Source organism: Bacillus sp. FSL L8-0654 (assembly GCF_038629965.1).
In the GTDB taxonomy this organism is placed as follows: domain Bacteria; phylum Bacillota; class Bacilli; order Bacillales; family Bacillaceae; genus Bacillus; species Bacillus safensis.
In genome coordinates, this window is sequence record NZ_CP152026.1 from 2,836,335 (window position 1) to 2,862,625 (window position 26,291).

Genomic DNA, 26,291 nt, shown 5'->3' on the forward strand with positions numbered 1-26,291 from the left:
AAGAATGTGGACATTGTTCAGCCAGCTTATATGAAAAGTACATTCGGTTTAGATATCTATTACGAGCACTATCCAAATGAAGGCAAGAAGACATTGATCTTAATTCACGGTCTCTTCTCTTCTACCTTCAGCTATCGAAAGCTCATCCCGCTTCTGAAACAGGACTTCAATTTAATTGCGATTGATCTACCGCCATTTGGACAGTCCGAGAAGTCGAATACGTTTATTTACAGCTATCGCAACATGGGAAAAATTATTATAGAGCTAGCTGGTTATTTACAGATTCAGCATGCAATTCTAGTGGGCCATTCAATGGGCGGACAAATCGCCTTATACGCTGCTACTGAAAGGCCGGATCTATTTGAAAAGGCGGTTCTATTGTGCAGTTCAGGCTATTTGAATAAGTCAAAAAGATCACTTGTTTACAGCACTTATATTCCTTATTTTTATCTGTATCTAAAAAGAAAACTTTTAAAGCAGGGCATTATGAAAAATTTAACGGCTGTTGTACATGATCATTCCATCATTGATCAAGAGATGGTCGACGGATATTTAAAGCCATTTTCAGATGATCAAATCTTTCGGGGGATATTTCGTTTGATTCGGCACCGGGAAGGAGATTTAACCTCGGACGTTTTAAAGAAAATGGAAACACCCGTGCTGCTCATTTGGGGCGAGGAAGATCGAATCGTTCCCATTCAAATAGGCGAAAGACTGCACAAAGATCTGCCGAATTCGACCTTACATGCATTAAAAAAAACCGGGCACCTCATCCCTGAGGAAAATCCGGTCTTTGTGTCTGATCAAATCGGACATTTCAGCCTGTCTTAGCGTGAACAGGAGCTGCTGTCTCGTATGACAAAAAGCTGATTCGCTATATGCTGACAGCTCTCTATCGGAAGAAGCTGTTCAAATGAGTGATGGTAGATGGCTTGAATCTCTTTTGCTAAAGATAACGGGTCTTCTGCGTCGTATAATGCACTGATGACGTCAGCAGGCTCCGTTTCATAAAAATCCTCTCCATAATGAAAAGGGTCCCATGCCTTAATGAATTGAATCATCTCTTCTACAGCTTGACTATCTTTCATCGGTATCACCGCTTATAATAAATTTTGTGATGTTTATTTTAGCACAACCAAGAATGGTTGAAAAACAGCTAGAGGTGGGTTTCATGAATTTCGACGAACAGATCATACGTAAAGGTTCAAAATCAGTGAAATGGGATCAGGCAGAGTCTTTGTTCCTGACAACAGATGCCCTTCCGATGTGGGTGGCCGATATGGATTTTAAAGCACCGCAGGTCGTCCTTGATGCATTGAAAGAGCGATTAGATCACGGTGTATTTGGCTATGCATTTCAGGATCAGGATACGCAGCAGGCAGTCGCTGGCTGGCTCAAAAGAAGACATGGATGGACAATCCAGACAGATGCCGTCACCTTCACACCAGGAATCGTAACGGCACTTAGTTTTGCTGTTCAAGCCTTTACAGCACCGCACGACGAAGTAGTTATACAGTCACCAGTGTATACACCTTTTTATCAAATGATTGAGCGAAATGGACGTACAGTCTCAACCAATCCTTTAAAAATAGAAAACAACCGCTATATGATGGATTTTGATGATTTAGAGAAAAAACTGAGCAGACCACAAGCAAAGCTCATGTTCCTTTGCCATCCGCATAATCCGTCCGGAAGAGCATGGTCAAAAGAGGAATTAAAGCGAGTCGGAGACCTATGTGTAAAGCATGGAGTCACAGTCGTTTCAGATGAGATTCACTCGGATTTGATGCTTTACGGGAAGCAGCATGTGCCCTTCGCCAGCCTTTCTGACGACATTGCACATATCACGGTAACGTGTATTGCGCCGAGTAAAACCTTTAATCTAGCAGGGCTCCAGGCATCTGCTATTATCATTTCAGATAAAGAAAAAAGAACCCTTTTCAACAATGAAGTGCAAAGAAACGGACTGTCCAAACTGAATGCCTTTGCGATTCCAGCGATGGAAGCAGCATACCGACACGGGGATGAGTGGCTTGATGCCCTTGTTCTTTATCTCGAAGGCAATATGAAGACGGCGATGGACTATATCGACGAAAATCTTCCAAATATGCGTTATATGAAACCAGATGCTTCTTATTTATTATGGCTGGACATTCGGGATTATCAATTCAGTCAAGCGGAATTGAAACGGAATCTGCTGAAAAAAGGGAAAGTGATCCTAGAGCTTGGCCACGTGTACGGACACGAAGGAGACGGCTTTATTCGGATGAATCTCGGCTGTCCTGCTGAAACAGTCAGAGAAGGACTGAAACGTCTCCACCAAGCGTTCACGCTATCAGCTGAATAAGACCTATACGATAGAAAGAACATCCTAACGGGTGTTCTCAGCGTGTAGACAAACCCTCGCATTCTTTGTCAGTCCTGCGTGCTGATGCTCACGAATGTCAAATTCGCTCCGCGCCAGTACTCGTCCTTCCTAGACTTCAAAGGTTTTCTATCACGCTGAAAAGAAGACAAAGGGCTAAAATCAAGATCATTTTAGACCTTTGTCAGCAATCTGAGAACATCCTAACGGGTGTTCTTTTTAAAGAAAAAAACCCTCCTTTTATCATATCTACTTTGTACATGAAATGATATAATGAGAGGAATTACAATTATTTACGAGGAGAGCATTTAAATGGAAATGTTCAAGGATTTTCTGCTCCATGTATCTTTTATTCTATTTCCAATCTTTTTATATCATGCGCTATGGCTAAGCCGGACCCCTGCTCATTTCCCAAAAACGAATAAACTGCTCATCACAGTATTCGCATCCATCTCTTCAGCACTATGTATTATGTATCCAGTTGGTTCGATTTTAGATTTGCAGACTGGGCTTCAATCCATTCCCCTTGTGCTTGCTATTTTATACGGAGGATACATGGCGGGGATCGTTGCCATCTTGATAAGCATCATAGTCAAATTCGTGATGTACGGCTCTTTCTTATGGATTGGGCTCATCGTTGTCCCAATTTACTTTTTCATCCCATTCCTGTTCTACCGAAAATGGCATCAATATTCGAAGCCAAATAAGCTGTTTTACGGAGTGCTTATCGGTTTATCCAAAGGATTCTTTATTTACATTGGCCTGCTTGCGGTCAGCTTAATGGCATACAGCCCAGCTTTTATTATGCAGCAAAAGCTCCTTGAGTTATTTTTCTCAACTCTTTACTACATATTCTTTCTTGTGCTCAGTATCTATTCCATTGAATTCGTGAAAGAAAATGCGGAAATGAGATCACAGCTTGTCCAGTCAGAAAAACTGACCATTGTAAGTGAACTTGCTGCAAGCGTTGCCCATGAAGTACGCAATCCGCTGACAGTTGTGAGAGGCTTTATTCAATTGCTCTTTTCGAGTGATAATACAAAAGAACCACCTGCCAATAAAGATTATAAGAATCTCGTTCTGTCCGAGTTAGACCGTGCGCAGGACATTATCACGAGCTATCTTGACATTGCAAAACAAAACTATTATCAAATTGAATCTCTTAATCTCTCTAAATTACTTGAGGAATGTGCATCACTGATGACATCCTATGCGAATTTTAAATCGGTCACAATTCATCAATCCATTGAACCTGACTTATACATTCAAGGGGATGTAACGAAGATCAAGCAAGTCATGATTAATTTAATCAAAAATGCGATAGAAGCGGCTCCTGAACATGAAGGGAAAATAGAACTTTTTGCTTCAAAAGAAAATCATAAGATCTGCCTTTATTTCGTTGATAACGGCGTAGGTATGACAGAAAGCCAAATGAAAAAGCTTGGCGAACCCTATTACACCTTGAAAAATAAAGGGACTGGGCTTGGGCTGACAGTGACTTTTTCTATTATTGAAAATCACCATGGAACCATTCGTTTCAAAAGCTCGCTGCAATCTGGAACAACCGTCACCGTGAAATTTCCTGAAGATACAAGAAGAAAATGATTAATCCATTTTTTTTGTTCTTTTTTCATCTATGCGCTCCTGCTTCTTAGATGCACGAACGATGAGCCGAAAACAAATAAACGCAGCAATAAAGAAAATCACCGTGGTGATAGCCGCTGGGATGTACTCCCTTTTATCTTCAGGAAAATACAGTAGAAAAAGTACGATGAACGACATCATTCGCCATTCCCCCCCTTTTGCTCGTTTACTTCACTATATTGGCTAAAAGAAATGAAATACCTTCCGATGAGAAGGAAATGGAGGAATTTCACATGACAGACATTCAAATTGGACAAGTTGTGAAAGGTTTTTATAAAACAGGTGTATACGTTGGGGAAGTGACAGCAGTGAAACCATCGACCTTTCTCGTTCAAGTAAAAGCCGTTCTGACACATCCCACTCAAGGCGACCTGCATCATCCGAAAGAAGCAGACGTGCCTTTTTTTCAAGAGAGGCGGGCTTTGGCCTATAGAGAACAAACAAATATTCCTCATCATATGGTGAAGCCTTATGATGGCGATATACCTGATTATGAAGAGTCACTGAAAGAAGCTGTAGATAAATTGAAACAAGCACTCCGTGCGGATGATTCTAAATGGGCTGAAAAATCAAGTGCGTGCCTATCTTCTCTTGAAAAAGATTATTTTCCCGAAGACGTCCGCTAATCAGCCGAATCAAAAAAATGTGAGAAATCGATCAGCTCACCAATTTTGGTTGTTTGCGGATTTTCCACATAGGCTCTGTCTTTTTCAAAAAGGGTGAACAGCTGATAAGTCGTCATGGCATCATCGAGTGCTTTATGATGCTTACCAGCTCCTTCACTGCCGTATTCCTTTGCCGCTTTTCGAAGCCCTGTCAGTGTGCGGTCACCAAAAAAGGTTTTATATTCAAAAGCCAGATCCCTCAGCTTCCCCTTAAAAGGAAAGGTAATATGATTGAGCATACAATTTTGCTTCAGTACCTTCATGTCCATGTTGCCCCACGTAATAATCTCACAATTCTCTCCCCCATCAAGTGACGCGAGCTTCTCGATAAACGCCTCAAATGAAATCCCGCTCTCTACATCCTCCTGCGTAATTCCGAGGAAAGATTTACAGCGCTTCGTCAGCTTCGGGAACTTTTTCGGTTTGACGTAGCTAGAGAATGTGTCTATGATCGTTTCATCTGCTGCTTTCACTGCCCCAGCTTCAATAATTTCAGGAAAAAAGTTTTGTGGATGATATTTTCCATCAGGCATCGTAAATTCAAAATCGACCACAAGCACCGTCTTCTGTTCCACCAGTTTCACCTCACTTTTTCGTCAGCTTTTCATTCTCATACCATTATATTAAGACGGACCTTGAAATCACTTCATTTTCGTGAAAATAATGCAGATTCACTATGCCCAACCTATTCATCTGATGAAAGATCGTTTATTTTCCTTTATAATTATTAAGGAACACGAAATAAATAAAGAAGGTGGTCTCTATCACAAACAGGAAGAAAAACTTGTACATCATGTGGTTTGTGAACTTTTTTGTATCTGCGAGTATTACAATGATCGTCCCTTTTTTATCACTTTACATAGAATCTCTTGATAGCAGCTATTCAAATGAATTTGTTCAAAGATGGAGCGGATATGTCTTTGGGGTCACGTTTTTAACAGCCTTCCTGATTTCTCCGATTTGGGGGCGGATTGGCGACCGGCATGGCTATAAAAAGATATTATTAATTAACGGTATTGGCATCGCCACAAGTATTCTATTAATGGGGCTTGTGCACACCGTGTATCAGCTATTTGCACTAAGGCTCTTCATGGGGCTTGTCACAGGCTTTATCTCGACTTCAATGGCACTGATTTCTGCACAGACTGAAAAGGCAACTGCTGGTAAAACCCTTGGAACGATGCAGATGAGTAATGTCGCCGGAGGATTGTTTGGTCCGTTAATGGGCGGATTCATGGCAGACAGCGTCGGATTTATTTATACGTTTTTCCTCACAGCGGCTGTCATTTATGTGTCAGCTATTGTGATTATCTTCGGAGTAAAGGAACAGCCGATCCGGTCAAAAGAAGCAAAGCGAGTTTCTTACTCACGGAAGGATGTACTCATTCACATTTTCAAACAGCCTTTGCTTGTGGTCACGATGCTTTTAACGTTTATTACGCAGGTAGGGAACTTTAGCATACAGCCGCTTTTGGCTTTATACATTCATGATTTACATGGTCCTGTCAATCTCGCTTTTTATGCGGGGCTTGCTTTTTCTGCAACTGGACTTGGCAATTTGCTGTTCACGCGAAAATGGGGGGATCTCGGAGATCGAATTGGTCACGACAAGGTGCTGCTTGCCCTTCTCATCCTCTCCTCTATTTTATTCATCCCGCAAGCGATGGCGGATTCATACGTCATGTTAGTCATTTTCCGTTTCCTATACGGGATGGCACTTGGCGGAATTATTCCGTGTACGACGGCGTATATCCGGATCAAAGCACCTGCTTCTATGCAAGGAGAAGTGCTCGGATACAATGTCAGCTTCCGTTTTCTTGGGAATGTCGTCGGTCCGGTGATCGGCGGCATTGTGGCGAGTCATTACGGGATTCCAGCTGTCTTTTATGTCACTGCCGGCATTTTTCTGTTTGGTGCGTTATTTTTATGGGCGGTCCGCTCGCATGCGAAGACGAATGAAAGGAGTGTCTGATCATCTTCAGATACTCTTTTTTCTTGCGTAAAAGCCTTATTCACTAGACTTCACGCCCATTCTTTTCTAAAAATAACCTTCTCGTATTCGCAAAAGAATGGTACGATATGGCTAGAAAATTGAAGAAAGTGAGTGACCTCATGTTTCGTGCAATTATTGGTTGGTTATTACTTGCTGCCCTCATCCCATTATTTGTTCTGACTTTTTATCTATCAAAGGAAGAAGCTGCAAGTGTAAAGCCTGTTAACGAAGTGCTTGATCAAAAAATCAAGCTGGAAAAGATAGATTTTTCCCAAAACAGTTATATGTATGACCGGGATGGTTCTCTTATCTCCGAGATCGTCTCAAATGATGAGAACCGGGTGTTCGTGAAATACGATAAAATCCCTGAACCTGTGAAGGAGCTGTTCCTTCGTTCAGAGGACCGCAACTTTTATGACCATAAGGGAATTGACTTTATGGGGGTTGTTCGTGCCCTTGCTGCAAATGTCAAAAACCATGGCATCAGCCAAGGAGCGAGTACGATCACACAGCAGCTGTCCCGCAACTTATATTTAAGCCATGAACGTTCATTCAGCCGAAAGTTTACAGAGCTGCTCTATTCCTATGAACTTGAGCGGAAATTCTCGAAGGATGAAATTCTCGAAAGCTATTTAAATACGATTTATTTCAGTAATGGTGTTTACGGTGTCGGTTCTGCGGCTAATTACTATTTTGATAAGCCGCTTAGTTCTTTAACACTTGCACAAATGGCATTTATCTCTGCTATTCCAAACAACCCAACACTGTATGACCCATTAAAGCAGTTCAAGCACACAAAGAAACGCCAAGAACGACTGCTTGGTATTTTGAAGAAAGATGGCGTCATCACCAAAAAGCAATACAAAAAAGCCGTCAAAGAAAAAATCAGCCTTTCTTTAAGTGAAAAGAAAAACCTATACCCTGATTATGTGACATATGCCAATGAAGAGTTTACCGATCTTGTGTCTGATCAGGAGGGCTTTACAAAACGATTGAAGAAAGCCAAAACAACTGAAGCGAAAAAGGCGATTCAAAAAGAATTATCTGAAAAGGTCAGTGCCCTGCTCCAGGATGGTGTGAAAATTTATACGGCGCTTGATCCTTCCTTACAGCAAAGAGCCGTCTATCAGCTCAATGCTCAATTGCCTTACCAAGGTGTGGAAGGCGGATCAGCCGTCATTAATCATGAAACGCATCAAATTGTTGCACTTGCTGGCGGGAAAAACTATAAGAAATTTGATTTTAACTACGCTTATCAAGCGCAAAGACAGCCTGGTTCTGCAATTAAACCGCTTTTAGACTATGCACCTTATATTGATCAAACCGGCGCAACGGCTTCAAGCACCATCAGTGCCGGCAAGTTTTGCAGCAGCGGATACTGTCCGCAGAACTATAATCATAAAACGTATGGAACAGTTACACTTGAAACAGCCTTTAAACATTCTTACAATACCCCTGCGATCCGAATGCTGGATACAGTAGGTGTCAAAAAAGGCTTCAGCTATTTAGAGAAGTTCTCATTTGAGCATATTGTAGCGGATGATTACCGCCTTCCTTCTGCACTTGGCGGATTTACGAAAGGCTTCTCACCGCTAGAAATAACAGATGCATATACCGTCTTTGGCAACCAAGGAGCCTACACACAAAGTCATTCGATCACAAAAGTGACAGACTTAAACGGTAAGACCCTTTACAAGTGGAAAGAGTCGCCAAAGCAAGTATATTCTCAGCGTACAAATGAAACGATGCGTAAGCTGCTTACCTCCGTTGTGAAAAGTGGGACAGGGAAAAAAGCGAATTTCAATTCCCCTTACATCGGTGGTAAAACAGGGACATCCAATGACTACAAAGATATTTGGTTTGTGGGACTGACAGATCAGTACACAATGGGTGTCTGGGTCGGAAGAGATAGAGGAACGGTCGAATCGATTTACAATTCAAGCCCGCACTTACGTATTTGGAAAAATACGATGCAATACGCCAGATAAACAGGAGGTTTGATTGCGATGCATTCAACACATCCACCCCATTTAATTTTATTTGACGGTGTCTGCAACGTGTGCAGCGGCGCTGTTCAGTTTGTGATTAAGCGCGATCCGAATGAACGGATGATGTTCGCTTCATTACAATCAGATACAGGGCAGCGTATTTTAAAGGAAAACGGTTTGCCTTTAGATGAGTTCAATTCATTCATTTATATCGAAAAAGGGACCCTTTATACGAAATCGACAGGCATCTTAAAAGCCGCGCGGCATTTAAAAGGAATCTACAGATGGAGCTTTTTACTCCTTGCCATACCTCGCCCAATCCGTGATTGGTTTTATCAGCTGATGGCAAAAAATCGCTATAAATGGTTTGGTCAAAAAACATCTTGTATGATGCCTACACCCGATATTCAAAAGCGGTTTCTTTCATAAAAAAGCATCCTCCATCATTGGAGGATGCTTTCTTTGTCTGGTTATGAAGGCAGACTTGCCATCACACTGTTATAAAGCTTAATAAATAAGTACAAAATACCGATCAAAAACGTCGCCCAAAACAGCAGAATAAACATCATAAATCCAATCAAATTCAGCATAGAAAGCGATTGATAAATGCGAACCACAACCCAGATAAAATAGACAAGACTTGCTAATGCAAAAAGTCCAACAAGCAGAATGAGCTGCTGCGTCAACAGAAATGCTAGCAAGCTGGCAAATAAATAAACAACGGATGCAATCCGAATTTTCTTTAAGTTCTCCCCTTCAGGGTCCTTAGCGAAAAAAAGCAGCGCCAGCTCTAATACCGTATCTGCAATCAGTTTTAAGGCAGATAAGATCATAAAATAAACAAGTGCAAAAGCAGCAAAGAGAGCAAGACGAATGCCCTGTTCAGAGAAAAATTCCAGCATTCCTTTTAAAATGCCTGCTTGAGTCAAGAAATCAGTCGTGATACCTACTGTGAAAATCGAAAAAGCAGAGCTGAATAGTAAAATTGAAATCAGCGGAAAATATCCAGTCAAATATGTATTTTTCATAAATAGATCCTTTCTCATAAGCTCACATTTATTATGGCTCACTTAAAACGGATTGACAAGATGCTTTCAAAGTAAACTGACAGCAAAATCAAATTTATGATTTTGCACGTACATTCCTTCACAAACTTACATTTTCCCGTTAAAGTATTACTGTTACGAAAAAAATCGTGCGTTAGGGGTATACTCGTGAAAAAAACTTTAAGACTGCAAACACGGCTGACGATCTTTGTGTGCATCGTTGTCCTGATCTCCCTTTGTATCACATTCTTTACGATATGGTCGGAAACAGCCAAGAACATCCATCAGCAGGAACGTGACATTGCTCTCTCTACTGCCAAAATGGTCGCAGAGGCACCGATCACCGCACAATCATTAGAAAATCATTCATATTCCGCATTACGAAAATATACAACAAGTGTTCAGCAAATCACCAAAACCGAATTCGTTGTCGTCATGGATATGAACGGTATCCGCAAAACACACCCGAATCCGCAGAAGATTGGAAAGCGGTTTGCCGGCGGTGATGAAAAAGCAGCATTACAGGGAAAAGAACATATTAGTACGGCTTCTGGAACACTCGGCAGATCCATGCGTGCTTTTGTTCCTGTTTATGATCAAAATGGAAAGCAGCTTGGGGCTGTGGCCGTCGGGATTACGTTAAAGGAAATTGACTTGATTATTCATCAAAGCTTACTTCCACTCTACTTCGTCACATCACTCAGCCTTCTATCTGGCATCATCGGGGCACTCATTGTGGCAAGAAAAGTGAAGAAGATTATGTTTGGACTTGAGCCGGATGAGATCGCCACATTGTTAAAAGAACGAAGCGCCATGCTAGAATCAACAAAAGAAGGGATTCTTGCCGTCGATCAGCACGGTAAAATCAAACTGGCCAATGCAGAGGCAAAACGGCTCTTTCATAATATGGGCATTATGGTTGATCCTAGAGAACAAGATGTTCAAACTCTCCTCCCTTCAAGCGGCTTAAAACAGGTCATTGAAACACGCAAGCCGCTGCTTGATCGTGACGTGAGAATGAATGGACTGGAGCTCGTCTTTAATGAAGTGCCAATTACGGTAAAAGGTGAAATTGTCGGAGCCATCGCCACCTTCCGTGACAAAACAGAAGTGAAACATCTGGCTGAACAGCTTAGCGGGGTCAAAATGTATGCGAATGCGCTCCGTGCCCAGTCACATGAATTTATGAACAAGCTGCATGTCATTTTAGGATTGGTTCAGCTCAAAAACTACGATGATCTTGGCACCTATATCAAAGATATTGCGATCTATCAGCAAACGGAAACAAATGAAATCATCAACCATGTGAAAAACTCTGTTTTAGCAGGATTTTTACTAGGAAAACAAAGCTATATCAGGGAACAAGGCGCTGCCTTGGAGGTTATTTGCAGCACACAAGTGCCAAATACAGAGGACCCGGCAGTGACGCATGATCTCATTACCGTGATTGGCAACTTGTTAAATAACGCACTCGATGCTGTTTCACATACTGACACGAAAAACATCTCGATCTCCTTCAGATATGTCCATGAGCAGCTTCACATTGAAATCACGGACACAGGTGTTGGTCTCACGAAAGAAGAACAAGACATCATGTTTGATCAAGGCTTTTCAACTAAAGGAGAAGACCGAGGGTTCGGACTCTACTTCGTTGACCAAAGTATCAAGAAATTGAACGGACATATGATTGTCACGAGTGAAAAAGGAGAAGGAACGACCTTTAGTCTCCGCATTCCATATAAACAAAAGGAGGATTCACATGATTAATGTGTTAATAGTAGAAGATGATCCAATGGTTGGGGAGCTGAACAAACGCTACCTGACCCAAATCGACGGTTTTGAGTTAAAGGGGATTGCCACCTCCTTTCAGCAGGCACTTGAAGTGTTAAAAACAGAAGTCATACACCTCGTCCTGCTCGATATTTATATGCCTGGTCAAAATGGACTGGCATTACTAACAGAAATTCGCCAGCAAAATCATGCCGTTGATGTCATTGTCATTTCGGCTGCAAATGAAGTCGATGTTGTACAGCAAACGATGCGAAACGGAGCAGTTGATTATTTAATTAAGCCTTTTGAGTTCGAACGATTCCAATCAGCACTGGCAGAGTACAAACGGAAACACGCCCTGTATCAATCCATGAACAGCATTTCGCAAAATGATTTAGATGCGAAGCTTTTTCATAAAAAAGCAGAGGCGGAAAAAGTCCTCTTGCCAAAAGGACTGACCAAAAGCACACTTAAACTCATCTGGACAAGCATTCAATCATTTGGCCAGCAGGCTTTCACAACTGAAGACCTAGCCAATCATACAGAAATCTCTCAAGTCTCCATTAGAAAATACTTGAAGTTCCTTGAGGATATCGAAGTGGTGGATGTTGAAATGGCATATGGGACAATTGGACGTCCTGTTTTCCAATATAAACTGAACACGAGCAATATGAATTTGATTCAGCAATATCTTTAAAATACTACATCTGACCTTTCACAAAGGCCAGATGTTTTTTTATGGCATACGATGTAACAAACCCCTTGATATCAGTAGTTCTGCTGTAGCGGAGCACATCACAAAAGCGGCATTATATCATATTTCAGCAGATAAAAAGACATCAAATAAAGCCATTTAACATTTTTTTAAAAATAAAACAAATTTCTATTTATTTATTCGATCGGAAATGATAAATTATGATTGATTAGTTCAACGAGATATAAGTCTGATGTCTTACATCTTCTCTCCTGCCCTCCATAAGTTTCATGAGAAAGCAGGATAAAATACCCTCTTCAGAAGGGTGAGAAGAGATAGAACGGTCTTTTTTCGCGAGACTTTTCTGAAACTTTTAAATTTTATAGGGGGTTATGTTTTGAAGAAGCGCAAAATTGGACTAGCATTGTCCTTAGTCGTAGCAGCAGGAACCATCCTTGGAGCATGCGGCAACTCTGGCTCAAACAGCGGTGAAAGCAAAAAAGATAAAGATCAATTCACTGTTGCAATGGTAACTGATGTCGGTGGTGTCGATGACAAATCGTTTAACCAATCAGCTTGGGAAGGTTTACAAGCATTTGGGAAAGACAACAATCTAAAAAAAGGTAAAAACGGCTTTGATTACTTACAATCTAAATCAGATGCTGACTATACAACAAACTTAAACACACTTGCTCGTGAGAAATTCGACTTGATTTACGGAATTGGTTTCTTAATGGAAGATGCTATTTCTGAAATTGCGGATCAACGTAAGAAAAACCACTTTGCGATCGTTGATGCAGTCGTGAAAAAAGACAACGTGGCCAGCATTGTGTTTAACGAAAACGAAGGATCATTCCTTGTGGGTGTTGCGGCTGCTCTTTCTACAAAATCAAACAAAATTGGATTCGTCGGCGGCGTTGATTCTGAATTAGTCAGAAAATTCGAAGTTGGCTTCCGCGCAGGTGTTGAAGCAGCTAACCCGAAAGCAAAAGTTGAAGTGAAATATGCCGGTGCATTCGATAAGGCTGACATCGGGAAAGCAACAGCTGAAAGCATGTACAAATCTGGCGTCGACATCATCTATCATGCTGCTGGCGGCACTGGAACTGGTGTCTTCACAGAAGCGAAAAACCTGAAAAAAGCAGATCCTAACCGTAAAGTTTGGGTTATCGGTGTAGATAAAGACCAGTATGACGAAGGAAAAGTACCAGGAACAAAACAAAGTGTCACCCTCACTTCTATGGTTAAGAAAGTAGACACAGCGGTACAAGACTTAACAACGAAAGCAAAAGAAGGTAAGTTCCCTGGCGGCGAAGTGATCACATACGGTCTGAAAGAAGGCGCTCTTGACATCTCTCCATCTAAGGAAAACCTTGATAAAGATGTATTAAAGAAAGTTGAAGAATGGAAACAAAAAATCATCAAGGGTGAAGTGAAAATCCCTGCAACACGTGATGAACTAAAAGATTTTAAAGCTTAATTTGAGCAGCGGGATAAGCGCGCCTTATCCCCTGCCTCTCCTTTACCTCCTCTTTATTCGTAAAAGGTGGTAAAAGAAAAGCTGCAGCCTCGTTTTGCAGCTTTTCTTTTGCTAGTTTTTATCTTCATCAGCACCCTAAAAAAGGAGCGGTTAAACCTGTGGATTATGTCATTGAAATGTTGAATATACGCAAAGAATTCCCTGGCATTGTAGCAAACGACAACATTACGCTGCAGCTAAAAAAGGGCGAAATTCATGCGCTGCTTGGTGAAAACGGCGCTGGAAAATCAACGCTCATGAACGTGCTTTTCGGACTGTACCAGCCTGAAAAAGGTGAAATCAAGGTACACGGAAAACCTGTGACCATCTCTAGTCCAAATGATGCTAGTGATTTAGGCATCGGAATGGTGCATCAGCACTTTATGCTGGTCGATACCTTCACTGTCGCTGAAAACATCATTTTAGGTAAAGAGCCCAAGAAGTTTGGAAAGATTGACAAAGAACAAGCCATACAGCAAGTACAAGAGCTTTCTGACCGCTATGGTTTGAAAATAGATCCTGCCGCAAAAGTATCTGACATCTCTGTCGGCATGCAGCAGCGTGCAGAAATCTTAAAAACACTTTACCGCGGCGCTGACATTTTGATCTTCGACGAACCAACGGCCGTTTTAACACCTCAAGAAATCAAAGAACTCATACAAATTATGAAAAACTTAATCAATGAAGGAAAATCCATTATTTTAATCACCCATAAGCTGAAAGAAATTATGGATGCCTGTCATCGCGTGACCATTATCCGAAAAGGCCAAGGCATTCGTACACTTGATGTGGCAAGCACAAATAAAGATGAACTTGCAAGCCTCATGGTTGGTCGTGAAGTGTCATTTAAAACAGATAAAAAAGCTGCTTCTCCAGCTGAGGAAGTTCTTCAAATTCAAGACCTCACAGTAAAAGACGCCAGAGGAATTGAAGCGGTCAAACAGTTGAACCTCTCAGTGAAGGCTGGCGAAATTGTCGGAATTGCTGGGGTAGATGGCAATGGCCAGTCTGAATTAATTGAAGCCATTACCGGTCTAAAGAAATCAGAATCTGGCACAATCATGCTAAACGGGAAAGCCATTCAAAATCTCCCGCCTCGTAAAGTGACCGAATCTGGGATTGGACATATTCCTCAGGATCGTCATAAACATGGACTTGTACTCGATTTTTCAATTGGAGAAAACATTTCCTTACAAACGTATTATCAGCGTCCTTATTCAAAATTCGGCTTATTGAATATGAAAAATATTTATCAAAAAGCAAAACGAATCATTGCGGAATATGACGTCAGAACACCGAGTGAATATACAGAAGCGCGCGCTCTGTCAGGCGGTAACCAGCAAAAAGCCATTATCGGCCGTGAAGTTGACCGCAATCCTGATTTATTAATTGCCGCTCAGCCGACACGAGGACTTGATGTTGGTGCGATTGAATTTGTTCATAAACGTCTAATCGAGCAAAGAGACGCAGGCAAAGCCGTTTTGCTCATCTCCTTTGAGCTTGATGAAATTATCAATGTCAGTGATAAGATCGCTGTTATTTTCGAAGGCAGCATTGTCGCCATTGTTGATCCAAAAGAAACAACAGAGCAAGAGCTTGGTCTATTAATGGCTGGAAGTACGCAACAGGAAGTGGGGAAAGAAGCAAATGTCTAATCGCTTAACAAATCTGCTGATTCCGCTTATAGCCATTGTACTTGGTCTTTTGGTTGGGGCCATTATTATGCTGGCAAGCGGTTATAGTGTCATCGAAGGCTATAGCGCCCTTTGGAATGGCGTTTTCGGTGAAACTTATTATATGGGAGAAACCATCAGGCAAGTGACGCCTTATATATTATCAGGTCTTGCTGTTGCCTTTGCATTTCGGACAGGCCTGTTTAATATCGGTGTAGAAGGTCAAATGCTTGTTGGCTGGGTAGCTGCTGTATGGATTGGAACAACTGTCCATGCTCCTATGTATATTCATCTGCCGCTTGCACTCATCACCGCAGCTGCTGCAGGTGCTTTATGGGGCTTTATTCCTGGTTTTTTAAAAGCTCGTTTTTATGTGCATGAGGTCATCGTTACTATCATGATGAACTACATTGCCCTTCATGTCACAAACTATTTAATCTCAAATGTCTTAACAGATAATAAAGATAAAACAGATAAAATCGATGCCACTGCCTCGCTCCGCTCTGGATTTTTTGAACAGATCACTGATTTTTCCCGAATGCATAACGGTATTTTTGTTGCCATTATTGCTGCGGTCGTGATGTGGATCATTATTCAAAAAACGTCTAAAGGGTTTGAATTACGAGCAGTTGGAATGAACCAGCAGGCATCACATTATGCTGGTATGAACGTTCGCCGCAATATCATTTATGCGATGCTTATTTCAGGTGCTTTTGCAGGTCTTGCAGGCGCTATGGAAGGTCTTGGTACATTTGAATATGCCTCTATTAAAGGCTCGTTTACAGGCGTAGGTTTTGATGGAATTGCCGTCGCTTTATTAGGTGGAAATACGGCTGTTGGTGTTGTCCTTGCTGCATTATTGCTTGGTGGATTGAAGGTCGGTGCATTAAATATGCCGCTTGAATCAGGCGTACCGACTGAGGTTGTTGATATTGTCATTGCGATCATCATTCTTTTCGTCGCCTCAAGCTATATTATCCGTCTTGTGATTCAACAAATGAAGAAAAAGGGGGGAAAATAAGTGGGATTTCTGCAAATACTTGAAATCATCGTCCCAGCTACACTTGTTTATGCTGCACCACTTATTTTAACCGCTCTTGGAGGCGTCTTTTCAGAAAGATCAGGTGTTGTCAATATCGGTCTTGAAGGGTTGATGGTCGTCGGAGCATTTTCCAGTATTATCTTTAACTTATTTTTTGCTGATACGTTTGGAGCCTTGACCCCGTGGCTTGGGCTTCTCGTCGGAATGGCCGTTGGCGGATTGTTCTCACTGATTCATGCAGTGGCGACCATTACCTTCCGAGCTGATCAAACGGTCAGTGGTGTGGCGATTAACATGCTGGCACTTGGCGCTACATTGTTTGTCGTCAAACTGATTTATGGGAAAGCACAAACTGATAAAATTACAGAGCCTTTCTATAAAGGAGATATCCCCCTTTTAAGTGACATTCCGATCATTGGTGATATTTTCTTTAAAGATGTTTATTATACGTCTATACTCGCCTTAGCTCTTGCGGTTGTTGCTTGGTTTGTTTTATTTAAAATGCCGTTTGGTCTTCGTCTTCGTGCAGTCGGAGAGCATCCAATGGCAGCTGATACAATGGGTATCAAAGTGTACCGGATGCGTTACATTGCTGTTTTCATTAGTGGACTGTTTGGCGGTCTTGGCGGAGCTGTTTATGCCTCAACGATCGCGCTTGATTTCTCACATGCCACCATTACTGGACAAGGCTTCATCGCACTAGCTGCGCTTGTATTCGGTAAATGGCATCCATTTGGCGCAATGGGCGCTGCTTTATTCTTTGGATTTGCTCAAAGTTTAAGCATCATTGGCTCTCTCCTGCCGCTGTTCCAAGATATACCGAATGTGTATATGCTCATAGCACCATATGTGCTCACCATTTTAGCACTTACTGGCTTCATCGGACGTGCCGATGCACCGAAAGCACTTGGTACGCCTTATCTAAAAGGAAAACGATAAATACGATGTATGATCAATCCCCTGAAGGACAAACTACTTTCAGGGGATTTTTGTATGATAAAAAACTCAAAAACTCCTGTTTATTTTACTTTTATTACACTTATTTTAGTTTAATAAATAGATGAGTGTCACAGAATCTTCTACAATTGAGACAAATAGCATTTGGGGGTGTTTATGTGGCTAATGCACAACAATTGAAATCGATTACAGACGATTCTGACAATAATAAAAGCGTTTTCCGTAAGATCATGTCTTGGAAAATTGGTGTTATTGATCTACCTGTGTATTTAGTACTTGCAGCGATTATTTTAACTGCCGCTTATTTTAATAAAATTCCAGCAAATATGCTTGGTGGTTTCGCTGTTATTATGATTTTGGGGATTTTCCTTGGAGATGTAGGACAACGTATTCCAATCTTAAAAGATATTGGTGGACCGGCGATTCTTTCTTTATTCGTACCATCGTTCCTGGTCTTTTTTAATGTTCTGAATCCGAACTCATTGGAAGCGGTTACGTCTCTTATGAAAACGTCGAACTTCCTTTACTTCTATATCTCTGCTCTTGTAGTAGGTAGTATTCTTGGGATGCAGCGAACTGTTTTAGTACAAGGCCTTATTCGTATGTTTGTTCCTCTCGTTGCAGGTACAATTGCAGCTGTGAGTGCTGGTATCCTTGTTGGCCTTTTAGTTGGCTTCACACCGCATCATTCATTCTTCTTTATTATTGTACCGATTATTGCCGGTGGTGTTGGAGAAGGGATTCTGCCATTATCTATCGCTTATTCACAAATTCTTGATGTATCAGCAGAGTCATTAATTTCTCAATTAATTCCTGCGGCTGTCATCGGGAACGTCATTGCCATTATCTGTGCTGGCGCATTGAAGAAGCTTGGTGAGAAACGTCCAGAACTAAACGGAAATGGCCGTCTTGTGAAATCTAAAGAAGCAAACGAAATTTTCGAGCAGCCAGATTTGGATGCAAAAGTTGACTTCGGGTTAATGGGTGCTGGTGTACTCGTTGCTTGTACAACCTTCATCTTTGGTGGTTTGTTAGAAAGCTTTGTTCATATTCCAGGTCCAATTTTAATGATTGTTCTTGCCGCTTTAATCAAATACTTAAACGTGATGCCTCAGCATCTTCAAAACGGCTCACAGCAGTTCTACAAGTTTGTATCTAAAAGCTTTACATGGCCGCTAATGGTTGGTCTTGGTATTCTATACATTCCACTTGATGATGTAGCAACTGTCATCTCCATTCCATTCGTATGCGTATGTATCGCTGTTGTACTCGCAATGGTTGGTTCTGGTTACTTCGTTGGAAAACTAATGAACATGTATCCAGTAGAATCTGCTATTGTCACTGGCTGTCACAGCGGACTTGGCGGTACTGGCGACGTTGCGATTCTTTCAGCTTCTGGAAGAATGGGTCTTATGCCTTTCGCACAAGTATCTACACGACTTGGCGGAGCAGCAACTGTTATCTGTGCAACGATCTTACTCAGAGTGTTTAGTTAAACTACCACACATAAAAAGCATGGGCTCTCACATGGGCCCATGCTTTTTTTATATTTCTTTTCTCCTATAGGATCTTATTCATCAGCTAATACAATTCGTAAATATTCCCTGGGCTGAAAAGGATACAGCTTGGTTTCTTGATAGCTCATGTGAAGAAGATGCTCAGAAAACAGCGGCCATTCACTCCCGGCCTGCCACCTTTTTTGATCATTTCGGTCAATCAAGAATGCTCCTCCCAAAATCGTGCAGAATAGGCTTAAGCTGATGACGATCTTTCGTTTCATTTGATCAGCTCCTTTAAGAAAAGCATGTACGAAAAACAAAACAATATACAATGAGTATCATTTTTGATAAAATTATTTTTGTGGTCAAAAGAACCTAAAACAAATACAGTTTGCTTGAAATCGTTTCAAACCAATGCACTATGGCTGTATTTACGCTATAATTTTAATTACCAGTTCTTTAGAACGTGAATTTATATTGATCAAAGGAGGTTCATTTTCTTGCAGCTTATTCACTTCGCCATCCTATCACCTTTTTTACTCGCTTTTGTTGTACCTTTCCTTTACAAATATGTGAGGCGTATACATACAGGATGGTTTGTTCTCATCTTGCCGATTCTTTTATTTACCTATTTCATCCAAATGTTACACATCACTTCGAATGGACGAACGCTTTTCTCACAGGCTGAATGGATTCCATCTTTAGGGATGAATTTCACTGTGTATGTCGATGGTCTCAGCCTGTTATTTGCTTTATTAATTACAGGTATCGGCTCACTAGTGGTGCTGTACAGTATTTTCTACTTATCAAAGGAAAAAGAACAGCTTGGCTCTTTCTACACGTATTTGCTCATGTTTATGACCGCAATGCTGGGTGTCGTTCTTTCTGACAACATGGTGGTTTTATACTTGTTTTGGGAGTTAACGAGTATCTCTTCCTTCCTCTTAATTGGGTATTGGTATAAGCGGGAGCGCTCTAGATATGGAGCAACTAAATCACTGCTTATTACTGTTTTTGGCGGATTAGCTATGCTTGGTGGCTTCATCCTCATTTACCTGATTACTGATTCATTCAGTATTCGTGAAGCAGTGAATCAGCTTCAGCTCATTATGGCATCACCTTATTTTATCCCTGCCATGATCCTAATCTTACTAGGTGCCTTTACGAAATCAGCGCAGTTCCCATTCTATATCTGGCTGCCTGATGCAATGGAAGCACCGACCCCTGTGAGCAGTTATCTGCATTCTGCTACGATGGTGAAAGCCGGTATTTATCTTGTTGCCCGCTTCAGTCCAATCTTTGCTATATCAGAGGTATGGTTCTGGACCATTTCCATCGTGGGACTTGTCACATTATTCTGGGGATCATTCCACGCCGTCCGGCAAAACGATTTGAAAGCCATTCTGGCCTATTCGACAGTGAGTCAGCTCGGCATGATTATGCTCATGCTTGGCGTCGGCGCAGCTGCGATTCATGAAAACAATCCTGCCTTTTTTGGCGCAGCCGTTCTTGCAGCTATTTTTCACCTCATTAACCATGCTACGTTTAAAGGCAGTCTCTTTATGGCAGCTGGTATTATCGATCATGAAACAGGAACTCGTGACATTCGGAAATTAGGCGGATTAATGACGATCATGCCGATTACCTTCACCATTACGTTAATCGGTACATTTTCAATGGCCGGATTACCGCCATTTAACGGTTTCTTAAGTAAAGAGCTATTTTTCACAAGTATGATACGGATTTCCGATATCAGCTTTACGGACGTTTCAACATGGGGTGCCATCTTCCCAGCACTCGCTTGGCTCGCTAGTGTCTTTACGTTCATTTATAGTATGATGCTCCTCTTTAAAACTTTTAGAGGCCGTCTGAATATAGACCAATTGGAGAAAAAACCGCATGAAGCACCGATCGGCATGCTCATTCCGCCCATCATTCTAGCTGCACTTGTGGTCACCTTCTTCTTTTTCCCTAATATTCTTGCCTATTCTGTCATTGAACCCGCAATTGCGGCGATCATTCCTGAAGCGATTGAAACAGGAAGCCGGTTTTCTGTGAAAATTGAAGCATGGCATGGCTTCCAGCCAGAACTCTATATGACAATAGGTGTTGTTGTACTCGGCACAATCGGCTACTTGACGCTTTCAAAATGGCGTCCAATATACAACATCTTTAAGGAAAAATGGTCATTTAACGCTTTATACGACCGCTCTCTTATCGGTTTGGAAAAAGGTTCATACCGCCTGACAAACAGTTATATGACTGGTTTTCTTCGTGACTATCTTGTCTATGTGTTTGGGTTCATGATTATCGTCATTGGCGGCGTGATGTTTTATCAGCAGGCCTTTTCATTTCAAACAGATCAGGCTGCCTCAATTGGCACGTATGAGGTGATTCTTTCACTTGTGATGGTGGCGGCGACGATTGCCACAGTATTCGCAAGCTCACGATTAACAGCTATTATTGCTCTAGGTGTCATGGGCTACACGCTGTCACTATTCTTCGTGATTTTCAGAGCACCTGACCTTGCGCTGACGCAGTTAATTATTGAAACGATTTCAGTCGCACTGTTTTTGCTTTGCTTCTATCATTTGCCGAAGCTGAGCTTAAAGCAAAAAACGAGAAGATTCAAAATGACCAATTTCATCATTTCTTTAGGTGTTGGGGTTGTTGTCACTTGTCTAGCCTTCGCTTCCACAAGTCAGCAGTCACTTGACACCATCTCAACTTACTTTATTGAAAACAGCTACAAACTTGCTGGCGGTGACAATATTGTCAATGTCATTCTTGTAGATTTCAGGGGCTTTGATACCCTTTTTGAAATTACCGTGCTCGCCATTGCGGCACTTGGTATTTATGGGTTATTAAAAACACAAGTAAAACGGAAGAGAGGTGTGCGGCGATGAGAAAGATTGATACGAATGATATGCTTTTGCAAGTCACAACAAAAATCACAGCATTCATCATCTTGCTTTTCTCCCTTCACCTATTTCTTGCAGGACATAACAATCCTGGCGGCGGATTCATTGGCGGCCTGATGAGTGCTGCGGCTGTCGTTCTTCTGCTTTTAGCCTATGATCTGAAAACAGTAAGACGCATTTTGCCATTTGACTTTATTTATGTAACTGGAGCCGGTTTGCTCGTTGCGATCCTGACAGGTATGGGATCCTTTCTATTCGGTGCACCTTTTCTATCCCATGCATTTGATTATTTCCAATTACCGTTTTTAGGAAAAACAGAACTGGCGACAGCCGTCCTGTTTGATATCGGTGTGTATTTGGTTGTTGTCGGTGTCACCATGACCATTATTCAAATGATTGGAGAGAAGGAATAATGGAATTTCTAATGTCTATTATCGTCGGAATTATTTTTATGGCGGCGACCTATTTGATGCTGTCAAAGAGCCTTCTGCGGGTCATCGTCGGTACTGCTGTTTTGAGTCACGGCGTCCACTTGCTTCTTTTAACAATGGGCGGTTTAAAAAAAGGAGCGCCTCCCGTTCTAAAAGAGGGGCTCACATCCTATGTAGATCCATTACCACAAGCATTAATTTTAACAGCCATTGTCATTGCTTTTGGTGTGACATCCTTATTACTTGTCATGGCCTTCCGTGCCTTCCAAGAGCTGCGAACAGATGACATGGATCAAATGAGAGGAAATGATCAGCATGAATAATCTCGTGATCCTGCCTATTTTAATTCCATTACTAGCTGCTACACTGTTGATCTTTATGAATAAAAACATCATGCTGTCAAGAGTCTTTAGTGTTTTGGCATCTCTTTCAGCCATTATATGTAATGCATATTTGGTTCAAACGATTTTCACAAATGGGATACAAACCCTTTATTTGGGCGGCTGGAAAGCGCCATTTGGGATTGCCCTTGTGGCCGATCAATTTGCTGCACTCCTTGTACTGACCGCTTCCGTTGTCGGGCTTGTGACAGTCCTCTTCTCCTTTCAAACGATTGGGAAAGAAAGAGAGCGTCTCTTCTATTATTCTGGCGTGCAGTTTTTGTTAGCTGGCGTGAGCGGAGCCTTTTTAACGGGAGATATTTTCAACCTGTTTGTATTCTTTGAATTACTGCTGATGGCATCTTATATGCTTATTGTATTAGGCGGATCAAAGCCTCAGCTTCGTGAATCACTCAAATATATTGTGTTTAATATCATCTCGTCGGCATTATTTATTGTCGGAGTCGCCTGTTTATATGCAGTGACGGGTACGCTCAATATGGCTGATTTAAGTGTGAAAATAGCTGAATCAGGGCAAACAGGGCTAATCACTGTTATTTCCATCCTGTTCCTCATTGTATTCGGCTTAAAAGCTGGGATCTTCCCGCTTTATTTCTGGCTGCCAGGGTCGTATCACGCGCCGCCAGCAGCGATTTCAGCTCTATTTGGGGCTTTGCTGACAAAGGTTGGCTTATATGCGATTGCCAGAGTCTTTACATTAATTTTTATACACGATACAGGCTTCACCCATACACTCATGGCGTGGCTTGCCGCACTGACGGTGATATTCGGTGTGATAGGCTCGATCGCCTATTCTGATGTGCAGAAGATCGTGATTTATAACATTGTCACAGCTGTTGGGGTCATTTTGTTTGGATTTGCAGCCAACACACCTGCATCACTCCAAGGTGCCATTTATTATCTCATTCACGACATGGTGATCAAAGGGGCTTTATTTATGCTGGCAGGTGCCCTCTTTGTGTATGCTGGTACAAATCAACTGAAAAAAATGGGCGGACTGATTCAATCCCAGCCTCTATTAGGATGGATGTTCTTCATATCGGCTTTATCGCTTGCAGGAATTCCGCCGCTGAGTGGCTTTGTTGGAAAACTAAAAATTGTGGAAGGTGGATTTTCTGCTGGACACATGACGTTTTCTATCCTGATCTTACTGTCCAGTCTTCTTGTCCTCTACTCTATTATGAAGATTTTCATGTCCGCATTTTGGGGCGAGGAACAGGATATGCGAAGAAGAAAGCCGTCAATTAAAGGAATGGTGTACCCTGGCGTACTGCTTGTCGTCTTATCGCTTGCCATTGGGTTAGGGACAGAGTTCATTGCCCCTTATATCAATCAAGCAGCGGAAATGCTCTCTACACCAGAAAAATATATTCAAGCTGTGCTGAAGGAGTAGATGAACATGGCCTTTCAAATATTACTAAACGCACTCCTCGCCTTTACATGGATGTTTATGAATGATACATACAGAGCCGCAGACTTTGTATCAGGTTTTGCATTAGGGATGATCGCCATTTTTATGCTGCGTCGATTTTTCCCGCAGCGTTTTTACGGCTATGCCCTTTATGCGATTTTCAAGCTGATCATCATTTTTATTCGCGAGCTGCTTCTTGCCAATTTAAGTGTATTAAAGACCGTATTATCTCCAAAGCTCACGATTAAGCCCGGTATTTTCGCCTTTCGTACGGACTTGAAAACAGATTGGGAAATCACCATACTGGCAAATATGATTACATTGACACCAGGTACACTAGTGATTGATATTTCCGATGATCGGTCCATTTTATACATTCATGCGATGGATATTGAAGATGCTGAAAAAGCCATTCACGATATCCGGGTTTCATTTGAAAAAGCGATTCAGGAGGTGAGCGGTAAGTAATGGAACTCATTTTGCAAATGTCACTTGGCATTCTTGCGCTGTCTACTTTGCTTTTTGTGATACGAGTGATCAAAGGTCCCTCTATTCCTGATCGCGTGAGTGCACTTGATGCGATAGGAATCAATTTAATTGGGATGACAGCCATCGTTTCAATTTTACTGAAAACCACTGCATTCTTTGAGATTATTTTACTGCTCGGCATCCTTGCCTTTATCGGTACTGTCGCTTTTTCCAAATTCCTTGAGAAAGGGGAAGTGATTGAAAATGATCGTCATCGCTAAAGCCATCGTGATTTTCTTTATCCTGCTAGGCGCTATCCTCTGTTTAATTTCAGCCATTGGTGTCCTTCGCCTGCCGGATGTTTACACACGTATGCATGCTGCATCAAAAGCATCGACCCTTGGCGTTGTTCTGATTTTAGTAGGTGTGTTTTTTCACGAATGGTTTCTTGCAGGCGTTATTTCTGCAAAAATCCTTCTCGGGATCGTATTCATCTTCCTGACAGCACCAGTCGGCGCGCACTTGATCGGAAGAGCCGCGTACAATACTGGTGTTAAGCTCGACAAGCGCAGTGTCCAAGATGATTATGGCGGTTTCCGTAACTTTGTGATTAAGCGAAAAGAAGATTCTTATTTATAAAAAGCAAAAAAGAATGGCCTGCCATGTTGGGCCATTCTTTTTTTATCGCGCAACAGCATACAAAAAAAGCTTCCGCTGCACCGGGAGCTTTTTTATATGCGATCAATGACAGCAAGTGTGCATCTTGACGTACAGATGTGCCGGTCTCGATCATCTTTTATATCGATTTGAAATACCATTGTACGCCGTCCTACATGTACTGGAACAGCTGTCGCTGTCACCACTCCATCGCGTACAGATTTTAAATGATTGGCATTGATTTCAATACCTGAGCAAACTTGCTGCGTTAAGTCCAAATGAGCAGCAGCCCCCATGCTCGCCACTGTTTCTGCTAGAGCAGCAGATGCTCCTCCGTGCAGCAGTCCAAATGGCTGTTTTGTTCTGTGATCGACTGGCATTGTTGCAACGCATCGTGATTTATTGCACTCTACAATCTCAATGCCTAGTGCCTCAAGCAGTGTATTTGATCCGCTCACATCCATTAAGGCCCTCTCCCTTCACACGTTTACAGCACACTTTCAGACTTGGCAATTAACACCGCTTCTGTACGAGATCCAACATTCAGTTTATTAAAGATGGATGTCAAACTGTACTCAATTGACCGTTTGCTCAAATGAAGCACATCGGCAATCTCCTGGTTCGTGTATCCTTTTTCCACTTCTCTAAGAATCAAACACTCCCGTTCGGTTAAGAGCTCGTGATCAGTCTGCTGCGCCTGTTCTGGCTTTTCTTGCTGCTGTGAAATTAATTTCTTTAAATAGGACAGCTGAATGACAACTTCCCCTTGCAATGTCCGGTGTATGTACTCAATAATTTTGTCTTTCGTCTCTGTTTTGCTAATTGCACCGTGTAATCCAGCCCGAATAGCCTCTTCAAAATAATCATCTACTTCATACCCTGTATAAATGATAATTTTCACTTGATGGTTGGTTTCTAAAATTTGTTTCGCAATGTCCATTCCATTGATATCCCCGAGATTTAAATCCATTAAAATCACATCATAGATGGAAAAGTCATGCGTCTTTAAAAAGGCGGCTTCTGCATCAGGACTTAAACAATCGACTGATAGCTGCTGGTCTGATTCTAATATGCTTTTTGTCCCTTCCATGACAGCCGGATGATCATCAATGACCAATATCTTCTTCATGTCTTCCTCCCTTTAAAT

General features: G+C 41.8%; 28 protein-coding genes. 21 read left to right on the forward strand and 7 right to left on the reverse strand.

All coding sequences use genetic code 11. From position 1 onward, the window contains the following. Positions 1-6: 6 nt before the first annotated feature. On the forward strand, positions 7-831 hold the full coding sequence (locus MHH65_RS14735; protein ID WP_024425926.1) for an alpha/beta hydrolase: 825 nt from the start codon (positions 7-9) through the stop codon (positions 829-831). Here the strand turns inward: MHH65_RS14735 and MHH65_RS14740 are convergent. Next, complete coding sequence (locus MHH65_RS14740; RefSeq protein ID WP_024423298.1) at positions 828-1,088, reverse strand: YugE family protein; 261 nt, start codon at positions 1,086-1,088, stop codon at positions 828-830. The two genes, MHH65_RS14735 and MHH65_RS14740, sit on opposite strands and share 4 nt — an antisense overlap. An 83-nt stretch (positions 1,089-1,171) precedes the next feature. Here MHH65_RS14740 and MHH65_RS14745 point away from each other — a divergent pair, with 83 nt between their 5' ends. Continuing rightward, positions 1,172-2,347 (forward strand): MalY/PatB family protein, encoded by a 1,176-nt coding sequence (locus MHH65_RS14745; RefSeq protein WP_268412742.1) that lies wholly within the window; start codon positions 1,172-1,174, stop codon positions 2,345-2,347. 330 nt (positions 2,348-2,677) lie between these two features. After that, the gene (locus tag MHH65_RS14750; protein WP_034282546.1) at positions 2,678-3,970 is read left to right on the forward strand and encodes a HAMP domain-containing sensor histidine kinase; all 1,293 of its coding nucleotides are present in this window, start codon (positions 2,678-2,680) and stop codon (positions 3,968-3,970) included. Here MHH65_RS14750 and MHH65_RS14755 read toward each other — a convergent pair whose 3' ends face one another. After that, positions 3,971-4,150, reverse strand: a complete 180-nt coding sequence (locus tag MHH65_RS14755; protein ID WP_034282549.1) for a hypothetical protein — start codon at positions 4,148-4,150, stop codon at positions 3,971-3,973. 92 nt (positions 4,151-4,242) lie between these two features. On the opposite strand from MHH65_RS14755, the gene MHH65_RS14760 reads away from it, so the two are divergent. Beyond that, positions 4,243-4,635: a kinase-associated lipoprotein B gene (locus MHH65_RS14760; protein WP_101676432.1), complete on the forward strand. Its 393-nt coding sequence runs from the start codon at positions 4,243-4,245 to the stop codon at positions 4,633-4,635. On the opposite strand, the gene kapD is transcribed toward MHH65_RS14760, so the two are convergent. Continuing rightward, a complete protein-coding gene (kapD, locus tag MHH65_RS14765; protein WP_101676433.1) occupies positions 4,632-5,249 on the reverse strand; it encodes a 3'-5' exonuclease KapD in 618 nt (205 codons plus the stop codon). The two genes, MHH65_RS14760 and kapD, sit on opposite strands and share 4 nt — an antisense overlap. 218 nt (positions 5,250-5,467) lie before the next feature. Between kapD and MHH65_RS14770 the strand changes: the two genes are divergently transcribed. The 3 genes from MHH65_RS14770 to MHH65_RS14780 all read left to right on the forward strand — a co-directional run bounded on the left by MHH65_RS14770 (position 5,468) and on the right by MHH65_RS14780 (position 9,084). Then, positions 5,468-6,646, forward strand: a complete 1,179-nt coding sequence (locus tag MHH65_RS14770) for an MFS transporter (RefSeq protein ID WP_029707381.1) — start codon at positions 5,468-5,470, stop codon at positions 6,644-6,646. Between the two features lie 107 nt (positions 6,647-6,753). After that, positions 6,754-8,655 carry a transglycosylase domain-containing protein gene (locus MHH65_RS14775; protein WP_268412738.1) on the forward strand — a complete coding sequence of 634 codons (1,902 nt, stop codon included), beginning with the start codon at positions 6,754-6,756 and terminating at the stop codon, positions 8,653-8,655. An 18-nt stretch (positions 8,656-8,673) separates the two neighbouring features. After that, on the forward strand, positions 8,674-9,084 hold the full coding sequence (locus MHH65_RS14780; RefSeq protein ID WP_024425932.1) for a thiol-disulfide oxidoreductase DCC family protein: 411 nt from the start codon (positions 8,674-8,676) through the stop codon (positions 9,082-9,084). Positions 9,085-9,125: 41 nt separating this feature from the next. Here the strand turns inward: MHH65_RS14780 and MHH65_RS14785 are convergent, their stop codons facing one another. Then, a complete protein-coding gene (locus MHH65_RS14785; RefSeq protein WP_024423305.1) occupies positions 9,126-9,683 on the reverse strand; it encodes a YufK family protein in 558 nt (185 codons plus the stop codon). A 186-nt stretch (positions 9,684-9,869) separates the two neighbouring features. Here MHH65_RS14785 and malK point away from each other — a divergent pair, with 186 nt between their 5' ends. From malK to MHH65_RS14820, 7 genes are all read left to right on the forward strand, one after another. Next, positions 9,870-11,468 (forward strand): malate sensor histidine kinase MalK, encoded by a 1,599-nt coding sequence (gene malK, locus MHH65_RS14790; RefSeq protein WP_024425933.1) that lies wholly within the window; start codon positions 9,870-9,872, stop codon positions 11,466-11,468. Then, positions 11,461-12,168, forward strand: coding sequence for a response regulator (locus tag MHH65_RS14795; RefSeq protein ID WP_024423307.1), 708 nt, complete (start codon positions 11,461-11,463; stop codon positions 12,166-12,168). The genes malK and MHH65_RS14795 overlap by 8 nt, the downstream gene beginning before the upstream one ends. A gap of 394 nt (positions 12,169-12,562) precedes the next feature. After that, positions 12,563-13,645 (forward strand): BMP family protein, encoded by a 1,083-nt coding sequence (locus MHH65_RS14800; RefSeq protein ID WP_024425935.1) that lies wholly within the window; start codon positions 12,563-12,565, stop codon positions 13,643-13,645. 158 nt (positions 13,646-13,803) lie between these two features. Continuing rightward, the gene (locus tag MHH65_RS14805; protein WP_024425936.1) at positions 13,804-15,339 is read left to right on the forward strand and encodes an ABC transporter ATP-binding protein; all 1,536 of its coding nucleotides are present in this window, start codon (positions 13,804-13,806) and stop codon (positions 15,337-15,339) included. Beyond that, positions 15,332-16,378, forward strand: a complete 1,047-nt coding sequence (locus MHH65_RS14810; protein ID WP_024423310.1) for an ABC transporter permease — start codon at positions 15,332-15,334, stop codon at positions 16,376-16,378. Before MHH65_RS14805 ends, MHH65_RS14810 begins: the two co-directional genes overlap by 8 nt. Beyond that, positions 16,379-17,338, forward strand: a complete 960-nt coding sequence (locus tag MHH65_RS14815) for an ABC transporter permease (protein WP_024423311.1) — start codon at positions 16,379-16,381, stop codon at positions 17,336-17,338. It abuts the gene before it with no gap. A 176-nt stretch (positions 17,339-17,514) separates the two neighbouring features. Then, positions 17,515-18,852 (forward strand): 2-hydroxycarboxylate transporter family protein, encoded by a 1,338-nt coding sequence (locus MHH65_RS14820; protein ID WP_024425937.1) that lies wholly within the window; start codon positions 17,515-17,517, stop codon positions 18,850-18,852. 74 nt (positions 18,853-18,926) lie between these two features. Here MHH65_RS14820 and MHH65_RS14825 read toward each other — a convergent pair whose 3' ends face one another. Beyond that, positions 18,927-19,136, reverse strand: a complete 210-nt coding sequence (locus tag MHH65_RS14825; RefSeq protein WP_024425938.1) for a hypothetical protein — start codon at positions 19,134-19,136, stop codon at positions 18,927-18,929. Positions 19,137-19,355: 219 nt separating this feature from the next. On the opposite strand from MHH65_RS14825, the gene MHH65_RS14830 reads away from it, so the two are divergent. From MHH65_RS14830 to mnhG, 7 genes are read left to right on the forward strand one after another with little or no spacing between them, the layout of a single operon-like run. Next, entirely contained in the window at positions 19,356-21,761 is a 2,406-nt protein-coding gene (locus tag MHH65_RS14830) for a Na+/H+ antiporter subunit A (protein WP_268412735.1), read from the forward strand. Further along, positions 21,758-22,189: a Na(+)/H(+) antiporter subunit B gene (locus MHH65_RS14835; RefSeq protein ID WP_024423315.1), complete on the forward strand. Its 432-nt coding sequence runs from the start codon at positions 21,758-21,760 to the stop codon at positions 22,187-22,189. The genes MHH65_RS14830 and MHH65_RS14835 overlap by 4 nt, the downstream gene beginning before the upstream one ends. Continuing rightward, on the forward strand, positions 22,189-22,530 hold the full coding sequence (locus tag MHH65_RS14840; protein ID WP_024423316.1) for a Na(+)/H(+) antiporter subunit C: 342 nt from the start codon (positions 22,189-22,191) through the stop codon (positions 22,528-22,530). The genes MHH65_RS14835 and MHH65_RS14840 overlap by 1 nt, the downstream gene beginning before the upstream one ends. Then, complete coding sequence (locus MHH65_RS14845) at positions 22,523-24,001, forward strand: Na+/H+ antiporter subunit D (RefSeq protein WP_070325967.1); 1,479 nt, start codon at positions 22,523-22,525, stop codon at positions 23,999-24,001. Before MHH65_RS14840 ends, MHH65_RS14845 begins: the two co-directional genes overlap by 8 nt. 6 nt (positions 24,002-24,007) lie before the next feature. Further along, entirely contained in the window at positions 24,008-24,487 is a 480-nt protein-coding gene (locus MHH65_RS14850) for a Na+/H+ antiporter subunit E (protein ID WP_024425941.1), read from the forward strand. Next, a complete protein-coding gene (locus MHH65_RS14855; protein ID WP_024425942.1) occupies positions 24,487-24,768 on the forward strand; it encodes a Na(+)/H(+) antiporter subunit F1 in 282 nt (93 codons plus the stop codon). Before MHH65_RS14850 ends, MHH65_RS14855 begins: the two co-directional genes overlap by 1 nt. Beyond that, positions 24,752-25,126, forward strand: a complete 375-nt coding sequence (gene mnhG, locus MHH65_RS14860; RefSeq protein WP_024423320.1) for a monovalent cation/H(+) antiporter subunit G — start codon at positions 24,752-24,754, stop codon at positions 25,124-25,126. Before MHH65_RS14855 ends, mnhG begins: the two co-directional genes overlap by 17 nt. A 92-nt stretch (positions 25,127-25,218) precedes the next feature. On the opposite strand, the gene MHH65_RS14865 is transcribed toward mnhG, so the two are convergent. Beyond that, complete coding sequence (locus tag MHH65_RS14865) at positions 25,219-25,608, reverse strand: hotdog fold thioesterase (RefSeq protein WP_024423321.1); 390 nt, start codon at positions 25,606-25,608, stop codon at positions 25,219-25,221. Positions 25,609-25,631: 23 nt separating this feature from the next. Beyond that, entirely contained in the window at positions 25,632-26,273 is a 642-nt protein-coding gene (locus MHH65_RS14870) for a response regulator transcription factor (protein WP_034282566.1), read from the reverse strand. Positions 26,274-26,291: the final 18 nt, after the last annotated feature.